This is a genomic window from Sporosarcina cyprini (assembly GCF_022048975.1).
Classification (GTDB): Bacteria; Bacillota; Bacilli; order Bacillales_A; family Planococcaceae; genus Sporosarcina; species Sporosarcina cyprini.
Genome location: NZ_JAKMHX010000030.1, coordinates 627131 through 640416, shown reverse-complemented (window position 1 = coordinate 640416; position 13286 = coordinate 627131). Strand labels below are relative to the sequence as shown.

Below are 13286 nucleotides of genomic sequence, written 5' to 3'. Positions count from 1 at the left end.
AATGGAACGGATCGGCAATGCGATGAAGCGGGTCATTAATGCGCCTGCATTGACCGCAAGATATGACCAGCTTCGAAATGAAGTGCTGGAAAATGAAGAGGTTCAACAATTTCTGGAAGAGAACTCACAATACATTGACAAGTCTGTTGTGGATAAAAGCATCGGGAAGCTGTATGAATTCGTTACCGCCTCACATAAATGCGAAAGCTGCCCGAGTCTGGAAGGCTGCATTAACGTGATGAAAGGTTATGAGCCGAAACTAATTCTGACAGCCAATTACATTGATCTCGACTATGTCATTTGCCCGAATAAACAGATCGATGATGAACGCAGGAAAGTCTCCAAAATGATTGAGAGCATGCATATGCCGAAAGACGTCATGGAGGCCAGGCTGCATGATGTCGATTTGACGCATGATAACAGCAGGCTGCAAGTGGTCGAAGCTGCAGCACGGTTTATTAATGAATATGTGGAAACAGGAAAGCTGCCGGAGAAAGGTCTATATATCCATGGGCCGTTCGGTACTGGAAAGTCGTTTATCCTTGGAGCCATGGCCAATGAATTGGCCAATCGTCAAATACGGACGGTGGTCGTCTATATTCCGGAATTTTTAAGGGAAATGAAACAATCCATCCAGGACCAGACGCTGAATGAGAAGATTGATTTCGTCAAAAAAGCGCCTGTTCTTATGCTGGACGATTTTGGTGCTGAATCAATGTCTGCGTGGGCGCGGGATGAGGTGCTTGGAACGATCTTGCAGTACAGGATGGCACAAGAGCTACCGACGTTCTTTACTTCCAACTTTACACTGGATGAGCTTGAGCACCATCTGACTTATACCCAGCGAGGCGAAAAAGAGGAAGTAAAGGCGGCCCGTCTGATGGAACGGATTCGGATCATCAGCTCGCCAATCGCACTACGTGGTAAGAACAGAAGAAGATCGTGAGGGTTTTTGTGAAATCCCGTCACAATGGCTTGATTTTTAGGCAGAGCACATTTATACTAATTTGTATTAAATGATTAAAATGTGAAGATGAGGACAACTATCGATTCATCATCCTACAGAGAACGGGGTCATCGGCTGGAAGCCCCGCAGGACAGAAAATCGATGGACCACCTCGGAGCAGCGATGGGGAAATGAGTATCCGTCGACGGCACCGGCCCGTTAGCCGATTGGAAAGCTTCGTCTTTCCGGCATTTTGCCGGAGGGAAGGAAGAAGGGTGGAACCACGAACATACGCTTCGTCCCTTTACAGGGATGGGGCTTTTTTTATTGGTTTTTTAAGTTTTTTGTTTATTCCACTAACTAAAAAATCAATGTGTACACCATCCGTTCTATTCCAACTAACTAAAAAGGAGAGACTGATCATGTCGGAACAAATCGAATTGAAATTCCCTGATGGAGCGATTAAATCGTTCCCAAAAGGCACAACTACAGAAGACGTCGCTGGATCCATCAGCCCGGGACTCCGCAAAAGCGCATTGGCAGGTAAAGTGGGAGATCAGCTGATCGATCTGAAAACGCCAATCGAGGAAGATGGCGATATCGCAATCATTACACCTCAATCACCGGAAGCGTTAGAAATTTTACGCCATAGTACAGCGCATTTGCTTGCACAAGCGGTGAAGCGCAAGTTCCCGGATGCTAAACTCGGTATCGGTCCGGTCATTGATAACGGTTTTTACTATGATATCGACTCGCCAACTCCAATCACGGCAGAAGATTTACCTGAACTCGAGAAAGAAATGAAGCGGATCATTGGAGAAAACTTGCCGGTTGTCCGTCATGATGTTTCACGCGAAGAAGCGGAAAAACGTTTCAAGGAGATTGATGATCCGTACAAGCTGGAGCTTCTGGAAGCCATTCCTGAAGGCGAGCAAGTCTCGATTTATGAACAAGGTGAATTCTTCGACCTTTGCCGCGGCATTCACGTTCCTTCTACAGGAAAGTTGAAGGAATTTAAACTGTTGAGCATCGCGGGTGCCTACTGGCGCGGTAATTCCGATAATAAAATGCTTCAGCGTATTTACGGAACTGCATTCTTCAAGAAAGAGGAACTGCAGGAGCATTTGCGCATGTTAGAGGAAGCGAAAGAGCGCGATCATCGGAAAATCGGCAAGGAGCTTCAATTATTCACAAACTCCCAAAAAGTGGGCCAAGGGTTGCCACTATGGCTGCCAAAGGGTGCGACGATCCGCCGTGTAATTGAACGGTACATTGTCGATAAAGAAGAGAAACTCGGCTATAACCACGTATATACACCAGTTCTTGGTAGTGTCGAGCTATATAAGACATCCGGACACTGGGATCATTACCAGGACGGCATGTTCCCGGTCATGAGTATGGATAATGAGGATTTGGTGCTCCGTCCGATGAACTGTCCGCATCATATGATGATTTACAAAAATGGCATCCACTCTTATCGTAATTTGCCGCTCCGCATTGCTGAGCTTGGCACGATGCACCGTTACGAAATGTCCGGAGCCCTTTCCGGATTGCAGCGGGTTCGAGGCATGACGCTGAATGATGCGCATATCTTTGTCCGTCCAGATCAAATTAAGGAAGAATTCCAGCGTGTCGTTCAATTGATCATTGAAGTGTATAAAGACTTCAATATTAAGGACTATTCTTTCCGTCTCTCTTACCGCGATCCTCAAGATACAGAAAAGTATTTTGACGATGATGCGATGTGGGAAAAGGCACAAAGCATGTTGAAAGAAGCAATGGATGAGCTGGGGCTTGAATATGTGGAAGCAGATGGGGAAGCAGCATTCTATGGTCCTAAGCTGGATGTTCAGGTGAAGACGGCTATCGGAATGGAAGAGACATTATCGACTGTCCAACTGGACTTCCTTCTTCCTGAACGTTTTGATCTCACATACGTAGGAGAGGATGGCAAACCGCATCGTCCTGTTGTAATCCACAGAGGTGTCGTTTCGACAATGGAACGTTTTGTTGCCTTCTTGATCGAAGAATACAAAGGCGCCTTCCCGACATGGCTTGCTCCTGTCCAAGTAGAAGTGATCCCGGTATCTCCGGAAGTTCATTTTGAGTACGCAAATGAAGTGCGTGAAAAGTTAGTGGCTGCCGGTTTCCGAGTGGATCTAGACAGCAGAGATGAAAAAATCGGCTACAAAATCCGCGAAGCCCAAGTGCAAAAAGTTCCTTTCATGCTCGTGCTTGGCGACAAGGAAGTCGAGTCCGGTGAAGTGAATGTACGGAAATACGGTGAACAAAAATCCGAAAGCATGCCGTTTGCACAATTCCTTGAACTGTTGCAGTCGGTTGTTGCGAATAAAGAATAACGAACTAGGTATTGCATCCCATTTCTCCTTATCGAGAAATGGGATGTTTATATTATTTTTCAAATAATTTATTTGAAACTTTGATTCTCGTGAAGTGTTCAAAGTACAATACAGTTGTCTGCATAAAATGGAGGGATTTTCATGATAGAGACGATTGTCAAACCTTCCGATATTAAAACAATCGGCCAGGCAAATGACGTGCTGCGAATTCTCCTTCAATGTTCTAGGAGAGAAGTTCTTGATTACTTACATTTGATTGATTCTGAAGATGAAAGCTACCGGCTCATCCGATTGCTGGATAATGGAGCGCTGTCGCAATACGGAAATTTCTTAGCGTATTACGCGCACCGCCGTTTTACGACGGCACGAACATTTGCGTGGAAATGTCATACGCTCCTAGAGAGGGATCGACCGTTCCGAGTCGATCATTTGATTCAGGATCAATTACAAAATACATCTTACACAGAAAAAGATAGGAATTATTTATTGAAAGTCCGCTTACATGCATTAACGATGATGAATCGCATTCCTGAAGCGGCACGCACGATTCAGGAAATTGAGAAGAATGGCGGGACTATCCATGCGGATCAATTAGCTCCGTATTATATTGAAATGGACCGGCTGGAAGAAGCGGAACAGATATTGCTTGATGCACTGCCATTGACGGAACGCGGTGCGATTACCTATGCGGCGTATGCCGAATTGCTGGCGAAACGGGGCGCTCGTGAAGAGGCGTCTGCTATTCTGCGGGAAGGGATGGAACGTTACCCGGATGATGTGGCGCTGCAAATCGCCAATATTGATCATCTTTATACGGACGGAGACTATGAGAAAGTGAGCCTCCTAATTCCTGAAATGCTGGAAAATCACCCGTACATCCGCCAGCGTAATTATCTCATTTACATACAAACCGATACACTGTACCGGCTGGATCGCTGGGATGATTTCCGGAAGTGGATCGCATCGTATTCCGATGTGCTGGAAAACACCGTCTTTAATCCAGAATCTCTTGATGAAACAGGAAATAGAAACGAAGTACATGTAATTCCTATTAAACAGAAAGTGAATTATTGTGTGCCTGCTTCGATTGAAATGATTTTAAGGGCAGCTGGCTATGACATAACGCAGGATGAAGTGGCAAGCCATATATTCGATAGAACTGGTTCCAGAATAAGCAAGACCGCTTCCTATATGGAATCATTAGGTTTCCAAGCAGTGTTTTTCAAAAGCACGGTCGAAGCACTCAAACAATTGATCGATCTTGGATTACCGATCATGCTGGATCTCATGGTTGAAAATAGTTCACATGTCCAGTTGGTCAGGGGATACGATGACCGGCTGCAGATCTTGTCGATTCAGGATCCAAACCGACTGGAGCCGTTCTATGTGCCCTATGATGTGTTTCAAAAGTTCAATCGCATGAAGGATGGTTTGGCAATCGTCTTCATTCCGCGCGAGCAGGCGCACACTTTGCCGGCTCTGCCTAAAGAAGAACATGAATTCTTTCAGGAAGCTTTTTCACGGGTGGATGATTTGGACGAAGCGAGCGAAGAGATGACAGACAAGTTTTTGGCCTTTCTACTTCGGAATGAAGAAGAGGTCTATGCATCGGTGCTGGGTTTATCTCTCGGTCATGATGACAAGTTCCTTCCTTATGTCGATCAGTGGAGAAAGCATGTGGAGGAGAGACTTGGCATGGAGGAGCAGAAGGTTGCGTTGCTTATTGCCAATTCCTATATGCGATACGGGGACCGGGACTCCTTTATGGCCATAATGAAAGAGTTGAAACGGCCTTCTGCATTCTCTCATTATTTGCTCGGGGTTGACGCCTATAAAAGGGATGCCTACCCGGATGCTCTTTTCCATTTAGAGCGGTCGCTTGAGATGGATCCGTACCAGCCTATTGCATTTGCGTATTTGGCAAGATGCGCAGAGGAAATTGGCAGAACGGAAGATGCAGTGGACTATGCAGAAACAGCTATGTACCAGAATGAGGAAGATGAATTTGTTGCCTCGACCTATGCGTCTGCTTTGTTGGCAAATGGGCAACCGGCCGATGCTTTGGAACAATTTCTGGTCTTGGCGAAGCAAGACCCGGATAATGCCTACTACGCATATGAAGCCGGACGCTGTCAAATAGGGAAAAATGAGCAAGAGGCCATTCAATGGCTGGAGCGATCTTTGGAGCTCAATCCCGCTGTTCCTTATCCTTACCTGCGGATTGCTGAAATGTATTTAGAACAGGAAAACTTTGAGTCGGCGGCTGCCACTTGTGAACGCGCGATCTCTAGCGTGCCAAGTGAAGAGGCGACGTATCTATGGTTATATGCAGGTCATGCAAGAGCGGGAATGGAGGACTTTCAGTCTGCTGAACAGGCATACAAAGAAGCCGCCGAGCGAGATCCGGAAGGCGATTCGCTTGCTTTCATCTATCTAGGTGAGGCAATGGCGAAAGCAGGTAGATGGGAAGAGGCCATGCAGTCTGTTACCTCTCAAGCAGAGCGCATCGGCTCGGCTTATTATATATTCCGAGCAGGAGCGATGCTGTTCGAAACGGCTGAAACGGTAACGGAACATGTAACAGCTTTGGATGTCATGGAAGAAGGGCTTCTGAATACGGAAGAGCAAGTGATGGCTTTTGTCCGAAGATATGTCGATTACGTGGAGGATACTCCAGCGGAACAGCGTGGTGCGAATGTGCTGGCTGAACTGCGAAATCGAGTACAGGATCCAGATTTGTATTGTTATGAAGCATTTCTGAGAGAACAAACAGGAGAAATAGAAGCCGCGCTGGAACTACTAGGTGAGGCGCTTGAAATGAATCCACAAAATACGTTTCCTCATTACCGGTTAGGATTGATTAACAAAGGAATGGGTGAACAGGAGAAAGCCATACGGCACTTTAAAGCTTGTATTGAGATTGAAAGCGACTTCCATGCTGCGCGTGAGGAACTGTTTGAAATTTACGAGCAAGCAGAGGATTATCAAGCTGCCAAGCGATATGGGTTTGAGTTGCTCGAGTTATACCCGGCCGTTTGCAAAGTGGACCGAATGGCAGGATGGCTTGACGAAAAGGAAAAACGCATAGTATCCGAACGGTTAGATGAAATAAGAGACAATGTGGATGAGGATTGGTGGCTTATTTCAAAAAGCGCCCTCATGACAAACCGTGAAGCAATACAATTCCTTTCTGAGCAGGAAAGCCCTTCTATTCAATTTCGGGTGGCAAAATTGCTATTGAAAGAAAAGGAATATAAAAAAGCGAATGTCATTATAACAAAGCTCGTCGAAGAATATCCAAAAGACGAATCGCTATATCCTTTCTGGGCGGAAGCCATGTATTTCAGCAAGCAAAATAATTTTGGTACCCTTCCGATTGAACGTTTGAATGTTTCCGACGAGGAGAAAGCTTGGATTAGCCATCAGCTGGGCAGAGAAGTAATGGCATTGGCAGAGCCTTGGCTAGAGATAAAAGACGGAAACTACTCATTCCTGAAACAGCTGAGGGCGGCTACTAAAATATCTCCAATCACCGTCTATGTTACTGCGTTATTAAAATTTGCCGCTAAATTGGAGCCGGAAAATGGCGCACACTACGTAGAATTGGCAAAATATCTATGGAGAGTGGACAATAGGCCGGAAGCGAAAAAGATTCTAAACTTATATGAGTACGATGATTTTGATGTTTCCAGACTGGCAGGGTTCTATTCATTCGATTATGGAGTACGTATCGGCAAACAAGCTGACTTTGAAGAATCTCTCAAACATTTCACCAAAATCACAGAAATGCATCCAGACTATCCATATGGATGGGCTTGGAAAGGAGACTGCCTGCTTCATCTTGGCAAATATGACCTTGCGAAAGCGAGCTATGACAAGACATTAGAGCTGGATCCTGAAGTGGAAGAAGGGCATATCGGCTTGATGCGTGTATATTATTTTGCCGGTTTTTCTGATAAGGCTTGGGAGTATTTTTGTTCTGCAAATGGAGATGTGCAAGACCAATGGCTTGTGGAAATGCAAAATTCTCATATGGGGACGGATGACTTTGTCCGATTCCTTGGAGTGCGCCTTGATGAATTAGAAGAAATCAATAGTTGACAACAGATGCACGGCATGGTAAAGTTATAAAGGTTAATGAATACAGTTTGTGGTATAAGAAGAGGCTGCCCGCTTCTCACCTGATTGACGCAATACGCTGTTGACAGGTAAGACACATGAATGACGTGCCGTGCATTTAGTTGTGCGTACGCATATGCGGGTAGACAATCATTACGATATGTCTACTTTTTTTATGCCTAGAATTCTGGCGCCCTTTGCTTTTCAATGTTAGAATGACCTGTGGGACTCCGCCGGAACGATAGGCGGTATACCCAAATTGTGTATTCGCGAGACAATATCCGGAGGTGGATTACTATTAGCAAAGACATGTACGTAAACGAGGGCATCCGTGCCCGCGAGCTTCGCCTGATCGATCATAACGGTGACCAGCTTGGAATCAAATCACGTAATGAGGCGCTTGATATCGCAGCTCGTGCGAATTTGGACCTCGTCCTTGTCGCTCCGCAAGCAAAGCCCCCAGTAGCTCGTGTAATGGACTATGGGAAGTTCAAGTTTGAACAGCAGAAAAAAGAGCGTGAAGTACGGAAAAACCAGAAAATCATTAACATCAAAGAAGTGCGCCTTAGCCCTACAATTGATGAACATGATTTTCAAACCAAACTGCGCAATGGGATCAAATTCCTGGAGAACGGGGACAAAGTAAAAGCTTCTATCCGTTTCCGTGGACGTGCCATTACTCATAAAGAGATTGGTCAACGAGTACTCGACCGATTCGCAGAAGCATGCAAGGAAGTTTCAACGGTTGAAGTTAAACCGAAAATGGAAGGCCGGAGCATGTTCCTAATACTTGCCCCGACTGCTGAAAAGAAGTAACACGAAAGATTTAGGAGGAACAGATCATGCCAAAAATGAAAACTCACCGCGGTTCAGCAAAACGTTTCAAGAAAACTGCATCCGGTAAAGTGAAACGCGGTCGTGCTTATACAAGTCACCTTTTCGCAAACAAGTCAACGAAAGCAAAGCGTCACCTACGCAAAGCTTCCCTTGTTTCATCTGGAGACTACAAGCGTATCCGTGAAATGATCACATACATGAAGTAATTCATGGCTTTAAATTGAAGGATCCGGTTGGATGGAAGCCCAGCAACCCGCCTTTTTGAAAACGAAACTACAACATTCTTATAGGAATAGCAGGAGGTAATTACTATGCCACGCGTAAAAGGTGGAACAGTGTCGCGCAAGCGCCGTAATCGAGTATTGAAACTAGCTAAAGGTTACTTTGGCTCTAAACATAGACTTTACAAAGTAGCAAACCAACAGGTCATGAAATCATTCAACTATGCATACCGTGACCGCCGTCAGAAAAAACGTGATTTCCGTAAACTATGGATCACACGTATCAATGCGGCTGCACGTATGAATGGCCTTTCTTACAGCACTCTTATGCACGGTCTAAAAGTGGCTGGCATCGAAGTGAACCGCAAAATGCTTGCAGATCTTGCTGTGACAGATGCACAAGCATTTGCACAACTTGCAGACACTGCAAAAAAATCAATCGCGAAATAAGAAATGATACAGGACGCCTTGCTAATCGGATTCGTACCGAGGCAAGGCGTTTTTTCATGCTGCCTGTCTCCTGTCATGTCCTTTGCCGAAACAATCCACTTGTAAACGAGTAGGGTCCTTTTGGGGACGGCTGATTCTATAGGACTTCTCAAATACAGCCAATGAGAATTCAACAGCACGGAAAGGCGTTTGAAAAAGGTTCTAATAATTTCCAAACAATAGCATTCCATTGGCACATGGCACGGTGTACTATTAAGGATAAGGGAGATGAAACAATGAATGAATTGCTCATTGGATGGATCCTATTCTGTTCTATATGGTCATGCATCTTAATGGGGTATGACAAAAGGCAGGCAAAACGGAAAAAAAGAAGAATTCCAGAGAAGACATTATGGCTGTTCGCGATTGCAGGTGGAGGAATTGGTTCCTATTTAGGTATGCAGCTATTTCGCCATAAAACGAGGCATACTTCGTTCCGTATCGGTTTTCTCCTTCTTGCCCTGCTCGATATTACCGTTCTTTTATATTTATTCGGAGTCGATGTAACAGGGGGACGGAACATTTGGACATGATGGCCTTTCGCCTCTACTTGCAACCGCGAAACAAAAAGGGGGAGCCACTATACATGGGCTCTCCCTATTCATGCCCATTTACTATTGAGCCTTGCTCTTCATTAATTTTTCAATTGGATTTTTCCAGTTGATTTCTGCGTTCGGATAGTTTGATGCGATTTCAGAAGCAAGGAAATGAAAATCGTCTTTAGTAAACCCTTGTAACTTTGTTTCGTCTTTCACCCAGACAAAAATGGAAACAACATCAAAAGCATCTTCAGTTGTGCCCAAATACTTTTCTCCTTCGAACAATGCGCCTTTGTATGTGATGAAAAAGTTTTTCCTAACATTTTTCAGATCATCAAAGAAATAATATTGCTCTTGTTCATGCGCCTCATCCAATTTCCGCTTTGGATCCGTCAAATAACGAATGCCGCGGTAAAATAAATAAATGACGAATGCTATGATGAAAACGCGGATTAGTAATAGTCCCATGAAAGCAACCCCTCACAGATATAGATAGTCATCTACTATGTACGGATGAGTATATGGTTTGGTTTCAAGATAATAATTTTTTTTGGAGGTTTTTTAATGGAATTGACGACTTTATTTACAATGCAGCGTGATTTGGACTCATTTATTCAATCTAACCATGAAGGCCATGCAGATTTATTTACGAAAAAAGGTTTGGCGTTGCTCGTCGAGCTCTCTGAACTTGCGAACGAAACGAGATGTTTTAAATTTTGGAGCCATAAAGAGGCCTCTCCCCATCATATAATCATAGAAGAATATGTGGACTCGATCCATTTCCTGCTCTCCTTAGGCATTGAAAAGGGATTTGATGCGCTCGTGCAAGAATGGCCTGATGGTGAGGTGGATGGCGAGTTAACAGATTTATTTATTGCGACAAACTCTGCAATTAATCATTTTATTTCGGATCCGACGATTGAGCGATATAAAATGTTATGGATTCTTTACGGTTCAATTGCGAAAAAACTAAACTTTACGAATAAAGATGTTTGGCACGCATATATGGAAAAAAATGAGGAAAATTACGCACGACAAAAGAAAGGGTATTAAAATACTTAATAGAAATATAAATATAGATTGACAGAGACCTCAAAGTAAAAATAAGATATAGATAAGCAAATAGGAGGAGGCGTAACTGTGAACGAGTGGAGTAAAGAAGACTTTGGAATTAGATTAAAAGCCTTACGCGAGCAGCGAGGCTTATCAATGATGGCATTTGGAGCGGCTATTGGCACATCTGCCAGCCGGATAAAGGATTGGGAGAAGGGGAAAAATGCCCCATCTGCCGCATGGATTGCTAAAATATCGGATCGCTTTAACATTTCAACGGATGAATTGATCTTAGGAGATCCGCGCACATCACGCGCATTTACAGGCAATACGACAAGCATGGATATGCTTTACGAAAGGCTTCGCGAGCATTTGACAGTCGATCGGGAAGCGGAACACGGTGATAGGCTTCCAGACCTATACACGGAAATCGATGCAGTGAATAAGGAAAAATACCGAAGTGGGAGAGGGAGAAGATTAGCGGAACGGGAACTTCTTTCCATTCTCGTGGATCTACCAAAAAAAGATGTATTGGAGTTATTGGAACTCGCTAAGATGAAAAAACGCTGGCAATGAAAAGCAAGAAGACCCGGATTCGAAAAGGAACCAGATTGGTATGGATAGTTCTAATTTTTTTATTTTTATTCATATTGTATAGGGATAATATGACAATCGGAGTCACTAGCTATGACATTCATTCTCCCAAAATCCCTAGTGAGTTCGATTCCTTCAGGATCGTGCAGCTATCCGATTTACATGATGCGAAATTCGGAGAGAGACATGCCGGTCTTGTGAAAAAAGTGAAGGGGCTATCTCCTGACGCAATTTTTATTACAGGCGACTTCATAGACAGCAATCGCTTTGACCTCGATCGTAGCATGGAGCTGGTCGAGGAGTTAGAATCTGTCGCGCCATTCTATTACGTAACGGGCAATCATGAAATTTCAAGCAATGAAACAGCTCAAATTCTGAGTCGCTTGGAAAGCCGAGGAGTGCATACTCTTTCGAATACAGCCGTATTAATTGAGCGGGATGGCCAGCAGGTCGCGGTTGGCGGCATTGATGATCCATTATCGAGCAGAAAAGCAGATGATGAGGCAGTCAAGGAGTTCATTTTACAGGCTTTTCAAGACGTGCCTGACTCTATGTATAAAATATTGCTTTCACACCGTCCTGAGCAATTTGAGACTTATTATGCGCAGAAGATAGATCTTATTATGAGCGGGCATGCACATGGCGGACAAATCCGTATTCCAGGGATCGGAGGGCTTGTAGCTCCAGGCCAAGGCTGGTTTCCAGGTTATACGGAGGGGCTTCATTCAGAAAACCAGAGTCAGATGATCATTAGCCGAGGAATTGGCAACAGCATTATCCCGATTCGTTTTTTTAACCAGCCGGAAATTGTTCTCGTCGAATTGCACCATCAAGTGGAGTAATCACTTACTATGTTAGAAGAGAGATTTTTAGGGGGACAATTGCTTAAAAAGTTAGTTTGAGAAGATTATCTTTTGAAGCTGATGTGAACTTCATTATTGAGCAATAAAGACTGTCACAAGCCACCTTACAAGTGGATGGAGACAGTTTTTTTATTTCCACAAATAAATTGAAATCTGCGACAAGTACAATATGAAAATGGTTTCATTATGTTGTATGATAGAGACGTCAGAATACATATAGTCGGGGAGAGGGTGGGAAAAGTGAAAGCATTTATGCATGCCGATGGACAAATGCGACTGGGGGAACTGGCAGATCCCAGCCCGGGTATGGGCGAAGTAGTTGTCGCATTGAAGGCTGCTGGCTTAAATCGAAGAGATTTAATGATCCCTGGTAGAAGAGGGAATGAAAGTAGGCCGCTAGTGCTCGGTTCGGATGGCGCAGGCGTGATCGAAAGTATTGGAGCCGATGTCACAGACTGGTCTATCGGTGACGAAGTGATCATCAACCCCTCATTACGCTGGTTCCAGAAGAGTGCTGCACCTCCTGAAAGGTTCGATATCTTGGGTATGCCGGATCATGGAACTTTTGCGGAAAAAATTGTAATCTCGGCCGAGCAGCTCGAGAAAAAGCCGGAACATTTGTCGTGGGAGGAATCGGCTGTTATTGCGTTATCCGCACTGACTGGCTATCGTGCCTTGTTCACACAAGGTGATTTGAAGGCGGGACAAACCGTATTTATTCCTGGTGCGGGGAGCGGTGTGGCGACATTCATGATCCAACTTGCAAAAAGTGCAGGGGCCAAGGTCATTGTCACATCCAGAAGTGAATCGAAACGTGAAAGTGCCAGGAATATCGGTGCAGATATGGCGCTGGACACGAATAGTGATTGGGTAGCCGAGCTTCAGGGTGAAACGATCGATTTGGTCGTGGAAAGTGTGGGCCGGGCTACATTCAACCGCTCCCTTCAAGTGTTGAAAAAGGGCGGAAAGATTGTGGTGTTCGGTGCAACGACTGAGGATACAGTCGACTTTGACTTGCGATCATTTTTCTATGGGCAATACCAGCTGTTAGGCACCACAATGGGCAGCAGAGAAGAGCTGAGAGCAGCCTTACGTTTTATGGAACTTCACGGTATCCGGCCGGTAATCGACCGCGCGTTTCGTTTGGAAGAAGCCCAAGAAGCGTTTGATAGGCTGAAGCATAATGAACAATTCGGCAAAATAGTAGTAAGCATATAATAAAAATGAGAAATGGATTGGGTTTCATCATGAAAGGATGGGATAGG

12 protein-coding genes and 1 other annotated feature are annotated in these 13286 nt (G+C 44.6%); of the genes, 11 read left to right on the top strand and 1 reads right to left on the bottom strand.

Annotated elements, in window-relative coordinates:
- Position 1: 1 nt before the first annotated feature.
- The 7 genes from dnaI (at position 2) to L7D49_RS15765 (ending at position 9505) form a co-directional block, all read left to right on the top strand.
- A complete protein-coding gene (gene dnaI / locus L7D49_RS15795; protein WP_238082531.1) occupies positions 2–946 on the top strand; it encodes a primosomal protein DnaI in 945 nt (314 codons plus the stop codon).
- A gap of 75 nt (positions 947–1021) precedes the next feature.
- Positions 1022–1253 (top strand) — a binding site (T-box leader).
- A 115-nt stretch (positions 1254–1368) separates the two neighbouring features.
- Complete coding sequence (gene thrS / locus L7D49_RS15790) at positions 1369–3306, top strand: threonine--tRNA ligase (protein WP_238082529.1); 1938 nt, start codon at positions 1369–1371, stop codon at positions 3304–3306.
- 141 nt (positions 3307–3447) lie between these two features.
- Positions 3448–7407: a tetratricopeptide repeat protein gene (locus L7D49_RS15785; RefSeq protein ID WP_238082527.1), complete on the top strand. Its 3960-nt coding sequence runs from the start codon at positions 3448–3450 to the stop codon at positions 7405–7407.
- A 327-nt stretch (positions 7408–7734) separates the two neighbouring features.
- Positions 7735–8241 carry a translation initiation factor IF-3 gene (gene infC / locus L7D49_RS15780; RefSeq protein ID WP_238082810.1) on the top strand — a complete coding sequence of 169 codons (507 nt, stop codon included), beginning with the start codon at positions 7735–7737 and terminating at the stop codon, positions 8239–8241.
- Between the two features lie 26 nt (positions 8242–8267).
- Positions 8268–8468, top strand: a complete 201-nt coding sequence (gene rpmI, locus L7D49_RS15775; protein ID WP_147055102.1) for a 50S ribosomal protein L35 — start codon at positions 8268–8270, stop codon at positions 8466–8468.
- Between the two features lie 105 nt (positions 8469–8573).
- Positions 8574–8933 carry a 50S ribosomal protein L20 gene (gene rplT, locus L7D49_RS15770; protein ID WP_238082525.1) on the top strand — a complete coding sequence of 120 codons (360 nt, stop codon included), beginning with the start codon at positions 8574–8576 and terminating at the stop codon, positions 8931–8933.
- Between the two features lie 275 nt (positions 8934–9208).
- Positions 9209–9505, top strand: a complete 297-nt coding sequence (locus L7D49_RS15765; protein WP_238082523.1) for a DUF1294 domain-containing protein — start codon at positions 9209–9211, stop codon at positions 9503–9505.
- A gap of 81 nt (positions 9506–9586) precedes the next feature.
- Here L7D49_RS15765 and L7D49_RS15760 read toward each other — a convergent pair whose 3' ends face one another.
- Positions 9587–9979: a sigma-w pathway protein ysdB gene (locus tag L7D49_RS15760; RefSeq protein WP_238082521.1), complete on the bottom strand. Its 393-nt coding sequence runs from the start codon at positions 9977–9979 to the stop codon at positions 9587–9589.
- A gap of 96 nt (positions 9980–10075) precedes the next feature.
- On the opposite strand from L7D49_RS15760, the gene L7D49_RS15755 reads away from it, so the two are divergent.
- From L7D49_RS15755 to L7D49_RS15740, 4 genes are all read left to right on the top strand, one after another.
- Complete coding sequence (locus L7D49_RS15755) at positions 10076–10564, top strand: dUTP diphosphatase (protein WP_238082519.1); 489 nt, start codon at positions 10076–10078, stop codon at positions 10562–10564.
- An 87-nt stretch (positions 10565–10651) separates the two neighbouring features.
- Positions 10652–11140, top strand: coding sequence for a helix-turn-helix domain-containing protein (locus L7D49_RS15750; protein WP_238082518.1), 489 nt, complete (start codon positions 10652–10654; stop codon positions 11138–11140).
- An 89-nt stretch (positions 11141–11229) separates the two neighbouring features.
- Positions 11230–12000 carry a metallophosphoesterase gene (locus tag L7D49_RS15745; RefSeq protein WP_238082516.1) on the top strand — a complete coding sequence of 257 codons (771 nt, stop codon included), beginning with the start codon at positions 11230–11232 and terminating at the stop codon, positions 11998–12000.
- 261 nt (positions 12001–12261) lie between these two features.
- On the top strand, positions 12262–13239 hold the full coding sequence (locus tag L7D49_RS15740; RefSeq protein WP_238082514.1) for a zinc-binding dehydrogenase: 978 nt from the start codon (positions 12262–12264) through the stop codon (positions 13237–13239).
- Positions 13240–13286 lie beyond the last annotated feature (47 nt).

Excerpts from the sequence above, each read along its gene's own strand:
- dnaI (WP_238082531.1), top strand. The coding sequence starts at position 2 with ATGGAACGGATCGGCAATGCGATGAAGCGGGTCATTAATGCGCCTGCA.
- thrS (WP_238082529.1), top strand. The coding sequence starts at position 1,369 with ATGTCGGAACAAATCGAATTGAAATTCCCTGATGGAGCGATTAAATCG.
- L7D49_RS15785 (WP_238082527.1), top strand. The coding sequence starts at position 3,448 with ATGATAGAGACGATTGTCAAACCTTCCGATATTAAAACAATCGGCCAG.
- infC (WP_238082810.1), top strand. The coding sequence starts at position 7,735 with ATGTACGTAAACGAGGGCATCCGTGCCCGCGAGCTTCGCCTGATCGAT.
- rpmI (WP_147055102.1), top strand. The coding sequence starts at position 8,268 with ATGCCAAAAATGAAAACTCACCGCGGTTCAGCAAAACGTTTCAAGAAA.
- rplT (WP_238082525.1), top strand. The coding sequence starts at position 8,574 with ATGCCACGCGTAAAAGGTGGAACAGTGTCGCGCAAGCGCCGTAATCGA.
- L7D49_RS15765 (WP_238082523.1), top strand. The coding sequence starts at position 9,209 with ATGAATGAATTGCTCATTGGATGGATCCTATTCTGTTCTATATGGTCA.
- L7D49_RS15760 (WP_238082521.1), bottom strand. The coding sequence starts at position 9,979 with ATGGGACTATTACTAATCCGCGTTTTCATCATAGCATTCGTCATTTAT.
- L7D49_RS15755 (WP_238082519.1), top strand. The coding sequence starts at position 10,076 with ATGGAATTGACGACTTTATTTACAATGCAGCGTGATTTGGACTCATTT.
- L7D49_RS15745 (WP_238082516.1), top strand. The coding sequence starts at position 11,230 with ATGACAATCGGAGTCACTAGCTATGACATTCATTCTCCCAAAATCCCT.